Origin of the sequence: Actinospica sp., assembly GCF_035552695.1 — a bacterium.
In the GTDB taxonomy this organism is placed as follows: Bacteria; Actinomycetota; Actinomycetes; order Streptomycetales; family Catenulisporaceae; genus Actinospica.
In genome coordinates, this window is record NZ_DASZKT010000027.1 from 25,343 (window position 1) to 43,420 (window position 18,078).

Sequence of the window (18,078 nt, forward strand, 5' to 3'; positions counted from 1 at the left end):
CCTGAACGGCGCGTCACGCTCGCAGATCACCCGAAGGGACGGTATTGCGTCAGTACGTTAAGCCGTGAGAGTGCTGCCGACGTCCCGCGGCAGCAGCGACGCCTCCACCGCCGGGATCAGCAGCGCGGCGGCCACGACGATGAACGCGCCCTGATAGTCGTCGCGTACGCCGAGCGCGAGGGAGAACCGCAGCGCGAGGGCTCCGCCGGCGGCTCCGAGCCCGATGGCGAGCTGCTGGATCGCGGAGGAAAGCGTGTTGGCGTCGGCCAGTTCCGCGGCGTCGACGTCGGCGAACGCGACGGTGTTGTAGCCGGTGAACCCGATGGAGCGAAACGCCCCGCTCGCCACCAGCAGCGCCACCGTGAGCACGATCGGCGTGTCCGAGCGCAGCGCGGCGATCAGCGCCGTCGTGACGACCGATCCGAGGACCGCGCCCAGGACGACGGTGCGAAAACCCAGCCGCCGCAGCAGGGGCGTGGTCGCGGGCTTGATCCCGAGATTCCCGGCGAACAGCGCGGCCAGCGCCTCGCCCGCGCGCGCCGGGGTCCATCCGAACGCGTCCACGAACAGCAGCGGCACGAGGAACGCGACCGCGTTGATCGAGATCCGGAACACCGAGCCGCCCGCGTGCGCGAACCGGAAGCTGCGGATGCGCAGCGCGTCCAGCCGCAGCAGCGGCTCCGCGGCCGTGCGCAGACGCCGGACGGCGAGCGTGCCGGTGACGATCGCGACGAGCAGGCAGCCGGCCGCCGCCACCGGATCCGAACCGGGGATCGCCACGATCGACGCCGCGGCGGTCAGACTCCCCAGGCAGGCGGCACTCGACCACCATCCGCGCACGTCCAGGCGCCGCACCGGCCCGCGCTCGGCCGGGATCGCCCGCACCAGGCACAGCGCGATCGCGCCAAGCGGCACGTTGAGCAGGAAGATCCACCGCCAGGACGCGTAGGTGGCCAGCAGGCCGCCGACCACCGGCCCGAGCAGCGGCGCCGCCAACGCCGGCCAGGTCAGGAACGCGACCGCGCGGATCACCTCCTCGCGCCGCACCCCGCGCAGCACGACGAGCCGTCCGACCGGAACCATCAGCGCGCCGCCCACACCCTGCGCGACGCGCGCCGCGTTCAGCGCCGCCAGCGACGGAGCGAGCGCGCACACCGCCGAGGCCGCGGTGAACAGGATCACCGCCACCGCGAACGTACGCCGCCCGCCGAACCGGTCGACCGCCCAGCCGCCGACCGGAATGAACGCGGCCACCGTCACGAGATACGCGCTGATCGGCACCGCCATCGCCACCGACGACACGCCGAACGCCGAGGCCACCCGCGGCGCGGCCGTGGTCAGCGCCGTGCCGTCGAGCAACTCCATGAACATGGCGCCGGCCACCAGCAGCGCCGTGGGCCGCGAGAGCGCACCCGGCTCGCGTGATCGCGCGGATATTCGCATGAGGTGCAGCATCGCACGCGACCGCGGGCGCGCGATCTTCGCGTCCGGACTATGAGTTATGACTGGGGCTACCGCTCGACTGCGGCTACGGCTGCGCGGGGCCGGGCGACGACCGTCCGGGCTGCGACGGTCCTGGCTGTGATGGCTCGGACTGCGACCACGCCCTCGCCGCCCGCTCGATCTTCGCGCGCCGCGCCCGCACCGCCTCGTCGCCCTCGTCGTACCTCGCGGCGCTGTTCGAGTCCGAGCCGACTGTGCCGTCGAGCTGCTCGCGCAGGATGTCGGCGTGTCCCGCGTGCCGCGTCGTCTCACCGAGCATGTGGATCATCACGTTGAACAGCTTCACGCCCGGCTCCGGCCACCACGGCACCCGCCCCGGCGCATCGACGGCGAGCGCCCCGATCGTCGCGTCCGCGTGCTCCCACACCCGCCGATACAACCCGACCACCTCCTCGCGGCTCTCGTGCTCCATGGCCCAGTGCTCGTTGCGCCACGCCGCCTCCTCGTCCCACCGCGGCACGGTGTCCGGGAACGGCCGGTCGAACACCTCACCGAAGTACCTCGCCCCCGAGTACGCCACGTGCTTGACCAGCCCGAGCAGGTTCGTCCCGCTGACGGTCAACGGCCGACGGACGTCGTACTCCGAGACCCCGTCGAGCTTCCACAGCAGCGCCTCGCGCATCCACCGCAGCTCGTCATGCAGATACTGCTTCGCGAATTCATCGATCACGACGCCGAGCCTGCCAGAGAAATAAATTCTGGAGATCGGCGCGTACGGTGTCGAGAATGTGGCGCCGGCTCCGTCCCAGGGGTACGAGCGGCCACAACGGGCCACCGGAGCAAGGAGGAGGCGCCACCGTGCAGCCGAGTGAGATCGCCGAGGTGCTGAACCGTCCGATCAGCCAGGAGTTGCTGGCCCGCGACCTGACCCGCCTGGCGTACGTCGCCAAGGACGGGACGCCGCGTGCGGTTCCGATCGCGTTCACCTGGAACGGCACCGAGATCGTCATGTGTACGACGAAGAACGCTCCGAAGCTTCCGGCCCTGCGCCACAATCCGGCCGTCGCCCTGACGATCGACACCGAGGTGCACCCGCCGAAGATCCTGCTGATCCGCGGTCGGGCGGAACTGGACGTCGTCGACGGCATCCCGGACGAGTACCTCCAGATCAACGGCTCCTACAAGATGACGGCCGAGCAGCGGGTCGAGTGGGAGGCCGGGGTCCGCTCGCTGTACGACGGCATGGTCCGGATCGTCGTCGTCCCGACCTGGGCGAAACTGATCGACTTCGACACGACCCTCCCCAGCGCGATCGAGGAGCTCGTCCGTCAACAAGCCGAACGCCAGCGCGGCTGACCACGCGCCCGCGAAGTGCCTACGAACTGCCCACGAGATAAGGAGAAGATCCGTGAAGTACCTGCTGTTGAAGCACTACCGCGGCGGCCCGACCCCCGCCGTCGACTACGCGCCGATGGACCAGTGGACGCCTGCGGAGGTCGACGCGCACGTGCAGTTCATGCGCGATTTCGCGGCCCGCCTGGAGGAGACGGGTGAGTTCGTCGAGACCCAGGGACTGGCGCCCGGCGGGACGTTCGTGCGGTCCGATGGCGAGGGGCGTCCGCCGGTGACCGATGGCCCGTTCGCCGAGACCAAGGACCTGATCGCCGGCTGGTACGTCATCGACGTGGAGTCCTGGGATCGCGCGGTCGAGCTGGCCGCGGAGCTGTCGTCGGCTCCCGGGCCCGGCGGCGGCCCGATCCACGAGTGGCTCGAGGTCCGGCCGTTCTACGGCGGGTGCTCCGCGACGGTCACGGAGTGAACGAAGCGCTGCTGCGGGAGCTGGTGCCCGTGGTGATCGGTGTCCTCGTTCGGCGTGGAGCCGACTTCGCCTCGGCCGAGGACGCCGTGCAGGAGGCCCTGATCCGGGCGCTGGATACGTGGCCCGAGGATCCGCCGCGTGACCCGAAGGCATGGCTCGTCGCCGTCGCGTGGCGCAAGTTCCTCGACGCCGCCCGCGCCGAGGCGTCGCGGCAGGGGCGGGAACTCGCCGTGCAGGTCGAGCCGCCAGCCGGTCCGGCGCCCGCCACCGACGACACGCTGCGGATCTACTTCCTGTGCGCGCACCCCGCCCTGCCCTCGGCCTCGGCCGTCGCGCTGACGCTGCGGGCGGTAGGCGGGCTGACCACCCGGCAGATCGCGACGGCATACCTCGTCCCCGAGGCGACCATGGCGCAGCGGATCAGTCGGGCGAAGCGCCGGATCGCGGGGCTGGGCTTCGAACAGCCCGGTGACCTCTGGACGGTACTGCGCGTGCTCTACCTCGTCTTCAACGAGGGGTACAGCGGCGACCTCGACCTGGCGGCCGAAGCGATCCGCCTTACCCGCCAACTCGCCACGTTGACCGACGAGCCCGAAGTCGCGGGGCTGCTCGCGCTCATGCTGCTCCACCACGCGCGCCGCGCGTCCCGCAGCGGCCCGGGAGGTCGCCTAGTGCCGCTCGCCGAGCAAGACCGCTCGCGCTGGGACACTCGCCTGATCACCGAGGGCGTGGCAATCCTGCAGACCGCGCTGGCCCGCGACCGGCTGGGCGAGTACCAAGCGCAGGCCGCGATCGCCGCACTGCACGCGGACGCCCCGAGCACCGCCGAGACGGACTGGGCGCAAATCGTCGAGTGGTACGACGAACTGCTGCTCCTCACCGCCAGCCCGGTCGTGCGGCTCAACCGCGCAGTCGCGCTCGGGGAAGCCGACGGCCCACAGTCCGGTCTGACCGCGCTGGCCGACGTGCCCTCCGACGTGCCCCGTTACACCGCGGCCGCGGCATACCTCCACGAACGCGCCGGCCACCTCGAGCAAGCCGCCGATCTGTACGCCGAAGCCTCCCGCGCCGCCACCAGCATCCCGGAGCGCGACCACCTCACCCGCGAGGCCGCCCGGGTCCGGCATCTACTGCGCCCCTGACTGAGCGTGGCATCGCCGGCCCCGTAGCTCCGTCCGGCGACCGCTGCCATCAGCATCACCTTCGGCCCGGACGGCGGTTTCCATCCTTGCCGGTGCCCCGGCGCCCTCGGCGCGCCAACTTCCGTACCGATCCCCGGCCCCCGGAGCGTCCTCCGGGCACTGCAGTCATGTGCGACATCCCGTTGGTTCCCCGGCGGTCTCGGCCCTCGGGTCGACCCGCCCGCTCGGCAGCGTGACGGTCCCTCGTGTAACTGGGTGACCTTGGTTGTTCCACCCGAGGTACCACTTCGTGGAGGTCAGGTGGGGGACCACCACCTTCGAAGTTCTACGAGATCCGCCGGGGAACTCTCTTGTGTGAGGCTGATCTGACCCGTCAAAACCAAGACTCCGGCTATCAGGAGCGCAAGGCCGACGAGGATCGGGATCACGTTCAACATGGTGAGTACGGGCGCGCGGCGGGTGGCGATATCGATCTCGGCCGGCTTGGCCGGGTTGTAGTACACGGTGGCGGCGGACCCCACCCGGCCGGCCGGCGGGCTCGACGCGCTGCGGGTTCGGCCGCGGGTGACCGTGCCGTCCTGGACTATGAACTCGACGATGCTGTAGTACGTCGTGCTGTCGGCGCTCCGGGATGCCACCTGGTGCCCGACGATCGTTCCGGCCGTCGCAATGGCCCTGCGGCGAAACCGGCTCTGGCCCACCATCCTCCAGAGCCCGAATCCGGCAAATATGATGCCGAACGCGAAAGGGACGACGGCATCGCTGGCTGGCGTATGGTTCATGACTCCTCGGGCATCGTGTCGGGTCGGGTCGAAACGTCGGGCACCGACTCCGCGGCACGACGGGCGTTGTGGGGGCGTGGTCAGCAGGATATGTACCAGGCTCCGCCGATCTAGACAAACCTGGCGATGGGCCGGGCGACGACTGTTGAGGCGGCCTGGACCCGGACGAGCTGCCGGATGCCTGGCGCGGCCTGATGGACGCCCGCTCGGCGTGGCTGCGAGTCGACCCCCGAGTAGTAATGGACGAGAAGTCCCGACAGAGCTCTGTCACCATGGCACTGACCAGTGCGAATACGAATGCCATTGACTGAGCGCATTACGCGGCGGGCGCCGGTGACCACCACGCGGCTCGAGCACGACGTGAAGGCGATGATCGAGGACATCGCGGATCCGGCGATGCCCACCACGGGGGTCATGGTCACCACGGCGGGGTACCAGTCGGGTGCCGGGAGCGTCGCGGACACCTACGGCATCGTGATCCCGGAGCTGCGTGAGCCGCACGACCGAGACGTCGAAGGACGCCTCATGGGAGTGCAGCAGTCAGTACGTAGCAAGGTCGCCCGGCTCAGCGAACTGCACGTTGACGCAACGGCCCTGCCGGCTACCGGATCGCAGCTTCGCGCCCTCAACCAAGAGCTCGAGATCGAGACACCGGACGGCCGGCGCTGCAAGGTCTTGGACCTGCTTCAGGGCGGTGAGCTCACTGCCCCGCCCGAGGCGCCGGCCCTTGCGCACCGCGTGACGCGCGCCTTCGATCAGCCCGCCGTGCTGCTGGTCGGAGGCGAGCCCGTGGCGGCAGTGCGGTCCGTCTCCGGTGTTGTCCGGGAACTGCCGATCGACCCTTTCGACGTCACCGTCGGCGGACGCGAGCGGCTGGCCTGGATGGTCGAGGACACCCTGGGCGGCGAGCGCATCTGCTGGTTTACCGCAGACGGCGCGCTCTACCCGACCAAGTCCTAACCGCCCTGTGCCGCGGAACGACGGCCGAGGTCTTCTACCGCCGGCGGCGGGCTCGCCCGGCGCCATCCCCGGCCCGGCGGTCGCCGAGAAGTCCGTCGCCTCCCGCCCGGGCCGCGGCGTACGCGAGCGTGGAGCTCTCGACTCTCGACGTGAACATATTGCTGAACAGAAGCGTTGACATCGAACATTTAGAATGTGAAACTCAACACGACTGGTGTTCGGGTCGTCCGCTTGGGCCCCTCGCCTCACTCCCCCGCAGTCGTGGAGGTTCTTCCAATGGCAGTCACGGATCCGTCCCAGCCCTCCGCCCAGGCCGCGCCACGCGGTGACGAGGCGATGGGCGTGGTGCACAGCGAGCTGCGCAGAGGGTCGATCGGCCTGGCCGGTGTACTGATGCAGTCGGTCGCGCAGATCTCCCCGACGCTCGGCATCTTCTACACGATCGCGTTCAACACCGGCCAGGCCGGGAAGGCGGCGCCGCTGACCTACCTGGCGGCGTTCGCGATCTGCCTGGTGATCGCGGTGCCGATGACGGCGCTGGCCCGCCACCTGCCGTCGGCCGGCGGGTTCTACACCTACGTCTCCCAGGGCATCGGCCCGCGCTGGGGGTTCATGACCGGCTGGCTCTACGCGATCATGGTGACGATCGTCCCGGCGGCTCTCGCCGCGTTCACCGGCGCGGTGCTGCACGACGAGCTCGACGCGAAGTACGGCTTCGGCCTGCCGTGGTGGGCGTACGCGCTGGCGATCTTCGCGGTCTGCCTGGCCTGCGGGTACCGGGGCATCGTCATCTCGGTGCGGTTCCTGGTCACGATGTCGCTGTTCGAGATCTGCGTCGGGCTCGGGCTCGCGCTGACCGGCGTGTTCAATCCCGGCCCCGGCGGCGTCAACGCCTCCGGCTTCAACCCCGGCTCCATCGGCTCGTCCTCGGGCTTCTTCCTCGCGATCGTGCTCTCGATCTTCGCGTTCACCGGGTTCGAGTCCGCCGCGGCGGTGGGCGAGGAGTCCCGCGACCCGAAGCGTCTCGTGCCCCTCGCCATCGCCGGCTCGCTCATCCTGATCGGGGCGTTCTACGTGTTCTGCGCCTGGGGGCTGCAGACCGGCTGGGGCACCGACAACCTCACCGCGCTCGCGAACTCGCCCACCGCGCCCGCGTTCGTGCTTGCCGACCGGCTGTGGAGCGGCGGCTCTCTCATCGTCCTGATCGCGCTGGTCAACTCGGGGCTCGGCGTGTGCATCGCGTGCACCACGAGCTCCACCCGGACCATCTTCGGCATGGCGCGCACCGGGGCGCTGCCCGCGCCGCTGGCCGCGACCAGCCGCAAGCACGGCACCCCCGTCACGGCCGTGCTGCTGCAGACCGGAATCGCGGTCACCATCGCGCTGGCCGTCGGCCTGCCGCTCGGCCCCTACAACCTGTTCAACCTGCTCGGCACCACGGGCACGTTCGTCTACATCCCGATCTTCATCCTGATGAACGTCGCCGCGTTCAAGTTCTTCCGCGACAAGCACCGCGACGAGTTCAGGATCCTGACACTCGTGGTCGCGCCGGTGATCTCCACCGCCGCGCTGATCGTGATCGGATACAAGAGCATCGTGCCGCTGCCGGCCTCGCCGGTTGACTACGCCCCGGCGATCGCCGCCGGATACCTGCTGCTGGGTGCGATCATCCTGTTCGGCCGCAATCTGCGCCCGGGCCGCCGGCAATGGATGGCGCACGCGGGCGAACTGCCGGAGCTCGACTAGAACCCGCCCCGCACACCGATCACAGGAGGAACCGGTGCAAGCCCAGGAACGCCAGCAACAGATCCTGCAGCTGCTCGAGGCCCGCGGGAACGTGAGCATCAGCGATCTGAGCACGCGGATGTCGGTGTCGGACATGACCGTCCGCCGCGACCTCGCGCAGCTCGAGGAGGACGGACTGCTCCGGCGCACGCACGGCGGGGCCACCCGCACCGCGTCCGGCAGCTTCGAGCCGCCGTTCGCCCTGCGGGCCAGGACCAACCTCGAGGCGAAGAAGGCCATCGCCGCCGAGGTCGCCCGGCAGCTGGTCGACGGGCAGACCCTCGTGCTCGACGGCGGCAGTACCGGCACCGCGATCGCCGAGGCCCTGGTCGGGCGCAACCTGACCGTGTGCGCGCTGAACATGCGGGTCGCCGAGATCCTCTCCGGCTCGCCCGCAACCCGGGTGATGGTACCCGGCGGGGTGATCCGCCCCGGCGAGCTGTCGCTGACCGGCCCCGCGGCCGAACGCACGCTCGCCGACCACCGCTTCGACACCTACGTCATGACCGTCTCGGCCATCGAGGCGTCCGCCGGACTGACCGAGTGGAACATCGAGGACGCCGCCGTCAAACGCGCCGCCCTCGCCTCCTCCGGCCGCTGCCTGGTGGCCTGCGACTCCTCCAAGTTCGGCAACGTCGCCTTCGCGCGCATCGCCGGCCTGGAGGCCGCGGACCTGTTCATCACCGACGCGCACCTGGCCGCCGAGCACCGCGAGATGCTCGCGGCGGCCGCCGTCGTGACCATCGCCTGACCCCCCGTCACCCCGCGAAGGAGGCACCCCCGTGACCGAGCCAGAACTGCCCGAACACGTCGAGACCCTGGTGGTCGGAGCGGGCACCGGCGGCGCCGCCCTGACCGGCGTCCTGGCCGCGCACAGCGGCGAATCGGTGCTGCTGATCGACGCCGGACCCGACTACGGACCGTACGGCGCCGCCGGGTGGCCGAGCGACATGCTCGACGCCAAGTCAATCCCGCTCTCGCACGACTGGGGGCTCGTCTCCGCCCGACCGCAGAGCCTTGATCTGCCGAGGGCGCGCATCGTAGGGGGCTGCTCGGCGCACAACGGGTGCACCGTCTCGCGCGGCGCCCGCGCCGACTACGACGGCTGGGCCGCCGCGGGAAACCCCGGCTGGCGGGCCGAGACCGTCGAGCCGCTGCTTGACTGGGCCCACCGCGGCCTGCGGGCGCGCCGCTACCGCATGGACGAACTCACCGTCGCCCAGGCCGGGTTCGTCCGAGCCGGGGTGCGCGCCGGACTGCCGTTCGCCGACGACCTCGACGAGCTCGAAGCCGGGGTCGGGATCGGGCCGATGCCGGTCAACATCGTCGACGGCACGCGCTGGAACGCGGCGTTCGCGTTCCTCGACCCGGTGCGCGCCAGGCCGAACCTGCGCATCGCAGGACACGTGCACGCGCGCCGGATCATGATCGAGCACGGCGTCGCGGTCGGCGTCGAAGTCACCGGCCCCGACGGGCGGGTCGCGATCATCCGGGCGCGGCGCATCGTCGTGGCCGCCGGCGCCTACCACTCTCCCGCGCTGCTGCAGCGCTCCGGCCTCGGCCCGGCCGGCCTGCTGCGCCCCCTGGGCATCGAGGTCGCCGCCGACCTGCCGGGCGTCGGGGGCAACCTGCTCGACCACGCCTGCGTCGAACTCGACTTCCTCGGCCGCCCCGGACTGCTGGACGCACTGGCCGCCACGGCGTGGAACCCGGACGAGCAGACCGTCGGACGCGCCCGCTCCAGCCGCTGCGACAACGGCCCGTACGACGTCCACGTGTTCATGGTCGCCGGCGCCAACAGCGGCCACCCCGGCCTGCCCCCGATCAGCCTGTACGGCGGGGCGATGCGCGCGACCTCCCAGGGCCTGGTCGCGATCACCGGCACCGACCCGCACGCGAACCCGAGCGTCGACCACCGCTACGGCACCGACCCCGAGGGCCACGACCGCGCCGTGCTCGGCGAGGCCCTCGCCCTGCTGAGCGAGATCGCGGCCGACCGCGAGCTCGCCGACATCCTCGGGCCCGAGCACCGGCCCGGACGCGACGCCCTGGCCGAGATCGTCAGCTACTGCCACCCGGCCGGCACCTGCAAGATGGGCCCGGCCCACGACCCGTCAGCCGTCGTCGGAGCCGACGGCGCGGTGCACGGCGTCAACGGCCTCTACGTCGCCGACGCCTCGATCATGCCCGAGATCACCCGCGGCAACATCAACCTGCCCACCGCGATGATCGGCGCCCGGATCGCCGCCGGCCTGCTCGGACTCGACCCGGCCCAGGCCGCCGCCACACCCTCCGCCCTGTGACGGCGCCAGAGACCAGCCCCACCCAAGGAGAACGACCGTTGAGCACCACCGGCTTCGAACACGACATCGCCGACCAGGCCGACGCCCTGCGCGCCTTCGCCGCCTCGACCACCGCCCGGGAACCGGCCGCACCACCCGCGCCGCCGTACGAGCGGATCGTGCTGACCGGCATGGGCTCCTCCCACTTCGCCGCCCTGCCCACCTGGCGGCGCCTGGTCGAGCACGGCCTGCCCGCGTGGTGGGTCGACGCCGGCCAACTGCTCGACGCACCGCACCTGGTCAACGACAAGACCCTGCTGATCGCGACGTCCCAGTCCGGCGCCAGCGGCGAGATCGTCGCGCTACTGGAGTCCGGCGTGCGGCCCGCCTCGCTCACCGCGATCACCAACGACGAGACCAGCCCGCTCGCCAAGGCCGCGCACCGGGTGATCGCCCTGCACAGCGGCAGCGAGGCGACCGTGAGCACCAAGAGCTACATCAACACCCTGGCCGCACACGACCGGCTCGCCGCCACGCTCCTGCACCAGCCCGGCGACGAGATCTCCGCGGCCATCGCAGCTCTCGAGCAGTTCGACGGAGCCGACGCGCTCGCCCCGATCGCCGCCGGCCTCCTGCACGCCGACAACCCGCGCCTGGCCTACATCGGATTCGGCGACCACGGGGCCACCGCCCTGTACGCCGGGCTGATCACCAAGGAAGGCGCGAAGATCCCGGCCGAGGGCTACGTCGGCGGCCAGTTCCGCCACGGGCCCTTCGAACTCGCCGGCCCCGGACTGACCGCCGTGCTCCACGGCGCCGCGGATCCGGCCGCCAACCGGCAACTGGCCCGGATCGGCGCCGACCTGCTGGCAGCCGGATCCACCGTCGTCGCCGCGGCGGGCCTCGACCTGCCCGGCGCCACCGTGCACCTGCCCCCGCCCGACGCCGGGCTGACCGCGCAACTCACCCACGGCGCCCTGGTCGCCCAGCACCTGACCGTCGCGATCGCCCGCGCCCGCGGCATCACCCCCGGCGCGTTCGCCTACGGCAGCAAGATCACCACGGCGCTGTGACCACAGACCCGTCACCCCGCCCGCAGCCCCGGCCAGGACCCGGGCCCCAGGCGAGCATCGGCGTCGACCTGGGCGGGACCGGCACCCGCGTACTCGCCCTCGACCCCGACGGAACCATCCTGCACCAGGCGAGCTTCCGCACTGCCCGGCACTCACCCCCCGAGCCGGTCGGCCAACTGCTCGCCGCGATCAGCACGGCCGCCGAGGCCGTGCGCGCGAGCGTGGGCGCCGAGGTCAGCGGAGTCGGGATCGGGGCCAGTGGCCCGGTGACCGCCGGCGGCATCATCGACAATCCGGCCACCCTGCCCGCGTTCACCGGCCTCGACCTGCGTGCGGCCGTCCTGGACACGCTCGGGCTGCGGTGCGTGATCGAGAACGACGCCGCGGCCGCCGCGATCGGCGAGCACACCCACGGGGCCGGGTACGGCAGCCGCAGCAGCGTGACCGTCACCCTCGGCACAGGCATCGGCGTAGCGGTGATCACCGACGGCCGCCTTTTGCGCGCCGGTGACGGCTCCCATCCCGAAGCCGGGCACATCGCGGTGCCCGACGCCCCAACACCCTGCTACTGCGGCCTGCCCAGCTGCTGGGAACAGGCGGCTTCGCGCACCGCCCTGGAAGCGATGACCGGATCGGACCCGACGAGCGCAGCCGACGCCGCCCGCCGCGGCGACACGCAGGCGGCCCGGATATTCGAGCGCTACGGACGCCAGGTCGCCGCCGGCCTCGGCACGCTGCTGACCCTCTTCCGCCCGGACCGCGTCGTCCTCGGAGGCTCCGGCGCGCAGTACCTCGACCTGTACGCTCACGCCATGCAGGCCGGGATCGAGCGCAACGCGCCCTACCGATGGACACCACCCGTCCTCCCGGCCCGCCTCGGCGACCTGGCCGGAGCCGTCGGCGCCGCCGTCCTCGCCCGCACCGGGGACTGACCAGAGACGCGATACTCCGCACGCCCCCGGTGCGGTCCCGATGCGCGCCCGCCAGTTGGGAGTGAGCCTCGCCGTCGGGCCGGGCGCCGTCCGGGAAGCGGCGCTCCAGCTACGGCAGCCCGTACGGAATCAGGAAGCGCACGGCCGCGGCGAGCGCGGTGGCGGCAAGACTCCGCCCGCGACCGGGCAGGCATCGCCCGCACCGCAGCCTGGACATGTATAACGCTGCGGGCGGGCTCCCCCGCCGCGTCAGCCGGTGGAGCCCGCGCCGCGCCCGCCCGCCGTCGCGCCTTCCGGGTCAAGCAGGATGCGCTTGGCCTCCGCGCCGCCGACGTAGCCTCCGGCAGTCCCGTCGGAGCGCACTACGCGGTGGCAGGGCACGAGCACGGGCAGCTCTACAAGGCGAAAGATCGCGGGGCGGATACCGGGAGGTCGGACGGGCCGCGGCGGCGGTCCAAGACACGCAGCCGGGGATCGCAGAGAACGCCGACGCCGAGCGCGCCTGTGAGAGCACAATGCTCCGCTATGACCGTCGATGATCCCCGTGTTCTGATCGCCGAGCTTCGACGCCTGCGCGAGGAGTTCGGGCAACGCGCCGCCCGTCCGTCACCACAGCATGGGGGAAGAGCGATGCCCGCCTCGTACTACCGAGCCGAGAGCGAGAACGGCGACGGCATCGACGACCCGTCCGAGGACGCGCTGTTCATGATGATCGACGAGCTGAACCACACCGATAACAGCACGGGCTGCCCGCCGGGGCCTCGCACTTCGGGCAGGCGTTGCGCTCGACTGCGTCCGCGGCCTGATCGGGTGTCAGATCCATGGCGAAAGTCGTGCAGAAGTGTCTCTCAGAACGCCGGAGTTCTGAGAGACACTTCTGCGAACGGAGACCCGGATGAACCGGACGCGATCCGGGAGTCTCGCAGAACTCGCACAACTGGTCATTTCTGCGAGCGGCCACTCGGACCCTCGCGTGTTGGAGCCCTGCGTTTGACGCTCAACGAACCGGCAACAGCGAACGGCGTCCGCCGATAGCCGGACCTGGCCGCAACGGCCGACCGAACGCGTCCCGGAGCGTACCGGCGTGCCTCAGCCGGTGCCGTCCTGCACCGGATAGTGGATGACGACCGCACCGCCGGTGGCGTAGTTGGCGGCATCGGCGGCCACCCGCTGGCCGTGCGGCGACGCCCGCGCCGCGGCCATGGCGGCGGCGTCAGCGAAGTCGCCTTCGAAGACCGCGAAATACGGCGCTTCTCCCGTGGGCGCCGCCACGTCGAAGCTGTAGCGCCACGCAAGCAGGCCGGGCCAATTCATGATCAGCGGAAGGTGGTTGGTCACGTAGTAGTCGCGGAAGTGGTCAGGGTCGGCGGGCTTGGAATACAGGACCACCAACTTATGCATGACGACCTCCGTCCAGACCAGGGTCGACGGTCTTGCCGAGAAGCGCACGCACACAGCGGCCAGTCTCGTTGTTGACGATGGTGAAGTTGCCCTCAGGAAAACTTGGCATGGTCGAATTGTAGTGTCGGTCGCGGCCCGGCGGGCGGCTTTCGTGATCTTCACCGATGCCCGGCATCGGAGTCAGACCGGAGCCCGCATCCTCGCCGAGATCGGCGACGCCACCGCCTTCCCGTCGGCCGCGCACCTGGCCGCTTATGCCGGACTCGCGCCCGTGACCCGCCGCTCCGGCAGCTCCATCAAGGGCGAAACACCCGCCATGCGCGGAAACAGGGCACTGAAACGGGCCCTGTTCCTGTCCGCCTTCGCCTCGCTCTCACACCCGCCTTCCCGCGCCTACTACGAGCGGAAGATCAGCGAGGGCAAGCGGCACAGCCAAGCGCTGCTGTGCCTGGCCCGGCGCCGCTGCGACGTCCTCTACGCCATGATCAGAAACGGGGCGCTCTACCAGATACCAGCCTGACACCACCCGTTGCATAAGTAGCGGCGTCAACCAGCGTGCGAAGCGTCCTCCTCTTCGCACGCCCGCTGATAGGCGTGCCAGAGCCCTACATCCTCCGCATCCCAGACAGACTCGAGCTCGCCGTCATCGAACACCACGCAGCCGAGTGCGTCAGCCAGACGCACGATGCGCCCAACAACGTCATCACCGCTACTGCGCACGAACAGCCGGATCCACTCCACCGGATCCTGTTGGCCGATAGCCGGCTCGATCGACCAGGTCGAGAACCGGATCCAGCCGTGAGACGGATCAGACAGCTCCGCCTCCGGCTCGACCTCGCGAACCCGCGCCGCGACGTCCCCAACAGTCCCGAGCCGCTCACACGGGACAGATGGATCAAGCTCCAGCAGCGTAGCCGCGCCAGGGGACAGCCTCGTCAGCACAAGGCCCCAACCTGCACTGCGAGCGGTCACCCCGAAAAATCCCACTGTGCCACCCTGGGACACCGCCCTGAACAAGGACCAGAAGCACGAACGCGCCCGCATACCTTGACGAGAACCATAGAGGCACGCCCCCCGTCTGCTCTGATCCGGCGCCCAGCGGCGGCTTCCAGCATGCCAGCGGGGCACCGGGGTGGGGCATAGGCCGAAAGTCCCCGGGACTTTCGGCCCATTCCCGGCCGGCTCGGCGGTACGCAACACTGGCGAAGCAGGTTCGGCGGGGTGTGTCCCGGGCCGAGTCAGACCGGGGAGGTGGACCGCGTGGAGAGAGCCGTGGTGCTCCTCATGCACCAGGGCAAGTCGGTCACCCGCGAGGCCGCGGACGCCACCGCGCGGCTCGGGTACTCGCTGGTGGCGCTCAGTTCGCGGCCCGAGAGGCCCGAGGTGCTGGCGGAGACGCGGAAGTACCTCGCGGACTGCGTCGCCACCGACGCGGACGAGCTGAAGCCGCACGACATCAAGAACATCGCGGGCGTCTTCGCGGACCGCGGGTACGGACCGGAGACCGTCGAGACCAAGATCCGTCTGCTCGCCGGGCACAGCGCGAAGCTCGAGCTCGAGATCCGGCGGCTGACCGCCCGGCGCCACTACGTCGACAACCGCGTCGCCTAGTGGCAGGCCGTGCGCGACGGCGACGACACCGCCGCACGCCGGCTGGCCGAGAAGGGACAGGAACTCAGCGAGGACCTGACCTAGCGGCATCCGACCAGCTCCCGCACCGCTTCTCCTCCCGTTCCGCCGATCCTGGGAACCGCCATGCCTTCTTCCGGAAGTCTCGGTCGCCAAGACCCGTCCCCCGCTCCGTCCACGGCGCCCTCGGTGGTGTTCGCGCTCGTGGCCATCGCCCAGTTCATGGTCGTGCTCGACACCGCGATCATCACCGTCGCGCTGCCGGTCATCAAGCGGCAGCTCGGCTTCGGCGACGACTCGATCCAGTGGGTCTTCACCGCCTACGTGCTGACCTTCGGCGGCTTCCTGCTGCTCGGCGGGCGCGTCGCGGACCTCTTCGGGCGCCGCCGGACGCTGGTGGCCGGGATGCTCGCGTTCACCCTCGTCTCGCTGCTCATCGGGCTCAGCTCGTCGGTCCCGCTGCTCATCGGGCTGCGCGGCCTGCAGGGGCTCGCCGCCGCCTTCATGTCCCCGGCGGCGCTCTCGATCGTGCTGGTCACGTTCCCGGAGGGCCGCCGCCGCGCGCGGGCGCTCGGCTACTGGTCGATGGTCGCCACCGGCGGCGTGCTCACGCAGTACGCGGGCTGGCGCTGGGACTTCTTCATCAACGTCCCGATCGGCCTGGTCATCAGTGTCCTGATCGCACGCCTGGTGCCCGCGCACGCGCACACGACCGCGCGCCGGACCCTGGACACCCCCGGCGCCGTGCTCGCCACGCTCGGCCTGATGGCCGCGGTCCTCTCCTTCAGCCAGGCGCCGTCCTGGGGCTGGGGCGACCCGCGCACGCTGGCCGGACTCGCGGCATGCGTGCTGCTGCTGGCGGCCTTCGTCGCCAACGAACGCCGCGCGGCGAGCCCGCTGATGGACCTGTCCATCTTCAAGATCCGCAACGTCTCCGGCGCGAACGCCGTGATGGCCGCCGTGTTCGCGGGAAATCTCGGCATGTTCTTCCTGATCACCCTCTATCTCCAGGGAGTCGAGCACTACAGCGCGGTCCGCACCGGCCTCGCGTTCCTGCCCTTCCCGGTGATCCTCGGCTTCGTGTCCACGCGCATGGCGCACCTGGTCGGCCGGTTCGGATTCCGCCCGTTCCTGATCCTCGGACCCGCGATCGTCACCGTCGGCATGACATGGGTCTGCTTCCTGCCCGTGCGCGACGACTACCCGCTGCACGTGCTACCCGGCCTGCTGATCATGCCGATCGGCTACGGCATGAGCTTCGCCCCGATGTACGCGGCGGCGACCGCCGGCGTCCCGCAGCGCTACGCGGGCCTGGCCTCCGGTCTGATCACCACCTCCCAGCAGATGGGCGGAGCGCTCGGCGTGGCCGTGATCTCCGGTACCGCAGCCTCCGTGACCGCCTCGCTGACCCATGACACGCCGCCGCAGGCGCTGACCAGCAGCTACGACGCCGGCATGGCCGTCTCGGCAGGCTTCACGCTCCTTGCGGTGCTGGTGGCCGTCATCGTCATCCGCAGCCCTGCGCGGGTGCGCACCGCGCAACATGACGCGCAACAGACCGCCCTACAAACTGCCGAGTGGTAGCTGACGCGGGTGAGTACGAGTACGAAATCGCACTGCTATGAGTTGTGAGCCACGAGCTATGAACAAGGAGCTGCCATGACCGCGAGCACCACCGTCGACCGCTTCCGCACCGCCATGGAGAAGGGCGACCTCGCCGGCCTGGAAGAGCTGCTCACGCCGGACATCCGCTTCTACAGCTCCCTGAAGTTCCAGCCCACCGAGGGCCGGGACATGGTCATGGGCCTGTTCGGCGTGTTTGTGCGGACGCTCGAGGACTTCCGATACATCGGGTCGTACGCCGGATCCTGCGAGACCAGCGCGGACGGGAGCGAGGCCGAGTCCGCCGTTCTGGTCTTCCGGACCACCGTCGGCGGCAATGAGCTCCACGGCATCGACCTGCTGCACTTCGACGAGGAGGGCCTGATCAAGGAGTTCACCGCGATGGTGCGCCCGCAGTCGGCGGCGGAGGCGCTCGGGCAGGCCGTGGTCGAGGGGCTCATCGCGGACGGGCTCGTCCCGCCGCCCGCGCCGGCCGCGGAGTGACGGGGGGTCAGCTCCCCCTGGTACGACGGATCAGCTCCCCCTCGTACGGAGGCATCGGTCAGCTCTCGGCCGGATGAAGGATTGCGTCACCTGGCCGGGGGCCGTCCGCATGCGGCGGCGGGCGGAGGGGGGCGGAACGTTGGCTCTTCGTCAGGTAGCACGGGCGTTTCCCCATCCTCGGCGGCGTATGAGACACGTACCGCCTCCCGTGCCTCTCGGAGGGCAGTTGTCACGCGTTCGGAGAGCGTATACGAACCCAGGATCGCGGCCCGAGCGCCGCGCGCGACGGCCCGTGGAGCCTCCGTACGCCGGGAATGCTCTTGGCGGAGGCGGGATCTGACGCCGCATCCGGCGGCCGGGAAGGCGCAGGCGGGGCGCTCGTGGGCGCTGGGACAAGCCGCCGGGGCGGTGGGGCGCCGGGGCGGCCGTCGAGGGCTGTGACCTGCGGATTGACGGTTTTGCGCGGGCCCGCTGACAGTTTCGTGCGGCTCGGTATGGCTCTGAGCTGGGCGTTGTCAGTTGATGCGGGAAAACTCTGACGGTTTATTTATTAATGCGGCTGCGGGCTCCGCAGGGCGGCAAACCGTGTCATTTCAGGGCTCTGACCTGCGGATTGACAGTTTCATGCGGGCCCGCTGACGACTTGGCGCGGTTCGCGACGCTCCGAGCTGGGCGTTGTCAGTCGGTGCGGTCCGCCGCTGTCAGTTTCGCGCGGTTCCCCGAG

General features: G+C 70.7%; 18 protein-coding genes and 1 pseudogene. 13 read left to right on the forward strand and 6 right to left on the reverse strand.

Annotation, left to right across the window (positions count from 1 at the left end; genetic code table 11):
• Window positions 1-57 precede the first annotated feature (57 nt).
• Together VG296_RS04500 and VG296_RS04505 are read right to left on the reverse strand one after the other, a co-directional pair.
• On the reverse strand, window positions 58-1,443 hold the full coding sequence (locus tag VG296_RS04500) for an MFS transporter (RefSeq protein ID WP_325563351.1): 1,386 nt from the start codon (window positions 1,441-1,443) through the stop codon (window positions 58-60).
• An 85-nt stretch (window positions 1,444-1,528) separates the two neighbouring features.
• Window positions 1,529-2,173 carry a DinB family protein gene (locus VG296_RS04505; protein WP_325563353.1) on the reverse strand — a complete coding sequence of 215 codons (645 nt, stop codon included), beginning with the start codon at window positions 2,171-2,173 and terminating at the stop codon, window positions 1,529-1,531.
• A 128-nt stretch (window positions 2,174-2,301) separates the two neighbouring features.
• Here VG296_RS04505 and VG296_RS04510 point away from each other — a divergent pair, with 128 nt between their 5' ends.
• Genes VG296_RS04510 through VG296_RS04520 form a run of 3 tightly spaced genes read left to right on the forward strand, consistent with a single transcriptional unit; the run spans window position 2,302 to window position 4,404 of the window.
• Entirely contained in the window at window positions 2,302-2,799 is a 498-nt protein-coding gene (locus VG296_RS04510) for a pyridoxamine 5'-phosphate oxidase family protein (RefSeq protein ID WP_325563355.1), read from the forward strand.
• Between the two features lie 52 nt (window positions 2,800-2,851).
• The gene (locus tag VG296_RS04515; protein WP_325563358.1) at window positions 2,852-3,262 is read left to right on the forward strand and encodes a YciI family protein; all 411 of its coding nucleotides are present in this window, start codon (window positions 2,852-2,854) and stop codon (window positions 3,260-3,262) included.
• Entirely contained in the window at window positions 3,259-4,404 is a 1,146-nt protein-coding gene (locus tag VG296_RS04520) for an RNA polymerase sigma factor (RefSeq protein WP_325563360.1), read from the forward strand. The genes VG296_RS04515 and VG296_RS04520 overlap by 4 nt, the downstream gene beginning before the upstream one ends.
• 296 nt (window positions 4,405-4,700) lie before the next feature.
• Here the strand turns inward: VG296_RS04520 and VG296_RS04525 are convergent, their stop codons facing one another.
• Complete coding sequence (locus VG296_RS04525; RefSeq protein ID WP_325563362.1) at window positions 4,701-5,186, reverse strand: DUF3592 domain-containing protein; 486 nt, start codon at window positions 5,184-5,186, stop codon at window positions 4,701-4,703.
• A gap of 369 nt (window positions 5,187-5,555) precedes the next feature.
• Here VG296_RS04525 and VG296_RS04530 point away from each other — a divergent pair, with 369 nt between their 5' ends.
• The 6 genes from VG296_RS04530 (at window position 5,556) to VG296_RS04555 (ending at window position 12,218) form a co-directional block, all read left to right on the forward strand.
• Complete coding sequence (locus VG296_RS04530; protein ID WP_325563363.1) at window positions 5,556-6,146, forward strand: hypothetical protein; 591 nt, start codon at window positions 5,556-5,558, stop codon at window positions 6,144-6,146.
• 276 nt (window positions 6,147-6,422) lie between these two features.
• A complete protein-coding gene (locus VG296_RS04535; RefSeq protein ID WP_325563365.1) occupies window positions 6,423-7,892 on the forward strand; it encodes an APC family permease in 1,470 nt (489 codons plus the stop codon).
• Window positions 7,893-7,926: 34 nt separating this feature from the next.
• On the forward strand, window positions 7,927-8,682 hold the full coding sequence (locus VG296_RS04540; RefSeq protein ID WP_325563367.1) for a DeoR/GlpR family DNA-binding transcription regulator: 756 nt from the start codon (window positions 7,927-7,929) through the stop codon (window positions 8,680-8,682).
• A 31-nt stretch (window positions 8,683-8,713) separates the two neighbouring features.
• Window positions 8,714-10,234, forward strand: coding sequence for a GMC family oxidoreductase (locus tag VG296_RS04545; RefSeq protein WP_325563369.1), 1,521 nt, complete (start codon window positions 8,714-8,716; stop codon window positions 10,232-10,234).
• A 38-nt stretch (window positions 10,235-10,272) separates the two neighbouring features.
• On the forward strand, window positions 10,273-11,286 hold the full coding sequence (locus VG296_RS04550; protein ID WP_325563371.1) for an SIS domain-containing protein: 1,014 nt from the start codon (window positions 10,273-10,275) through the stop codon (window positions 11,284-11,286).
• The gene (locus VG296_RS04555; protein WP_325563372.1) at window positions 11,283-12,218 is read left to right on the forward strand and encodes an ROK family protein; all 936 of its coding nucleotides are present in this window, start codon (window positions 11,283-11,285) and stop codon (window positions 12,216-12,218) included. Before VG296_RS04550 ends, VG296_RS04555 begins: the two co-directional genes overlap by 4 nt.
• 249 nt (window positions 12,219-12,467) lie before the next feature.
• On the opposite strand, the gene VG296_RS32715 is transcribed toward VG296_RS04555, so the two are convergent.
• Together VG296_RS32715 and VG296_RS04560 are read right to left on the reverse strand one after the other, a co-directional pair.
• Window positions 12,468-12,605 (reverse strand): MGMT family protein, encoded by a 138-nt coding sequence (locus tag VG296_RS32715; protein ID WP_414641050.1) that lies wholly within the window; start codon window positions 12,603-12,605, stop codon window positions 12,468-12,470.
• 702 nt (window positions 12,606-13,307) lie between these two features.
• Window positions 13,308-13,619 (reverse strand): EthD family reductase, encoded by a 312-nt coding sequence (locus VG296_RS04560; protein WP_325563373.1) that lies wholly within the window; start codon window positions 13,617-13,619, stop codon window positions 13,308-13,310.
• A gap of 164 nt (window positions 13,620-13,783) precedes the next feature.
• On the opposite strand from VG296_RS04560, the pseudogene VG296_RS04565 reads away from it, so the two are divergent.
• Window positions 13,784-14,139: pseudogene (locus VG296_RS04565) on the forward strand (transposase); the annotation flags it as partial.
• A 26-nt stretch (window positions 14,140-14,165) separates the two neighbouring features.
• On the opposite strand, the gene VG296_RS04570 reads toward VG296_RS04565, so the two are convergent.
• Window positions 14,166-14,606 (reverse strand): hypothetical protein, encoded by a 441-nt coding sequence (locus tag VG296_RS04570; RefSeq protein ID WP_325563375.1) that lies wholly within the window; start codon window positions 14,604-14,606, stop codon window positions 14,166-14,168.
• 273 nt (window positions 14,607-14,879) lie between these two features.
• Between VG296_RS04570 and VG296_RS04575 the strand changes: the two genes are divergently transcribed.
• From VG296_RS04575 to VG296_RS04585, 3 genes are all read left to right on the forward strand, one after another.
• Window positions 14,880-15,230 carry a hypothetical protein gene (locus VG296_RS04575; protein ID WP_325563376.1) on the forward strand — a complete coding sequence of 117 codons (351 nt, stop codon included), beginning with the start codon at window positions 14,880-14,882 and terminating at the stop codon, window positions 15,228-15,230.
• Window positions 15,231-15,374: 144 nt separating this feature from the next.
• Window positions 15,375-16,832, forward strand: a complete 1,458-nt coding sequence (locus VG296_RS04580; RefSeq protein ID WP_325563378.1) for an MFS transporter — start codon at window positions 15,375-15,377, stop codon at window positions 16,830-16,832.
• A gap of 75 nt (window positions 16,833-16,907) precedes the next feature.
• Window positions 16,908-17,354: a nuclear transport factor 2 family protein gene (locus VG296_RS04585; RefSeq protein WP_325563380.1), complete on the forward strand. Its 447-nt coding sequence runs from the start codon at window positions 16,908-16,910 to the stop codon at window positions 17,352-17,354.
• Window positions 17,355-18,078 lie beyond the last annotated feature (724 nt).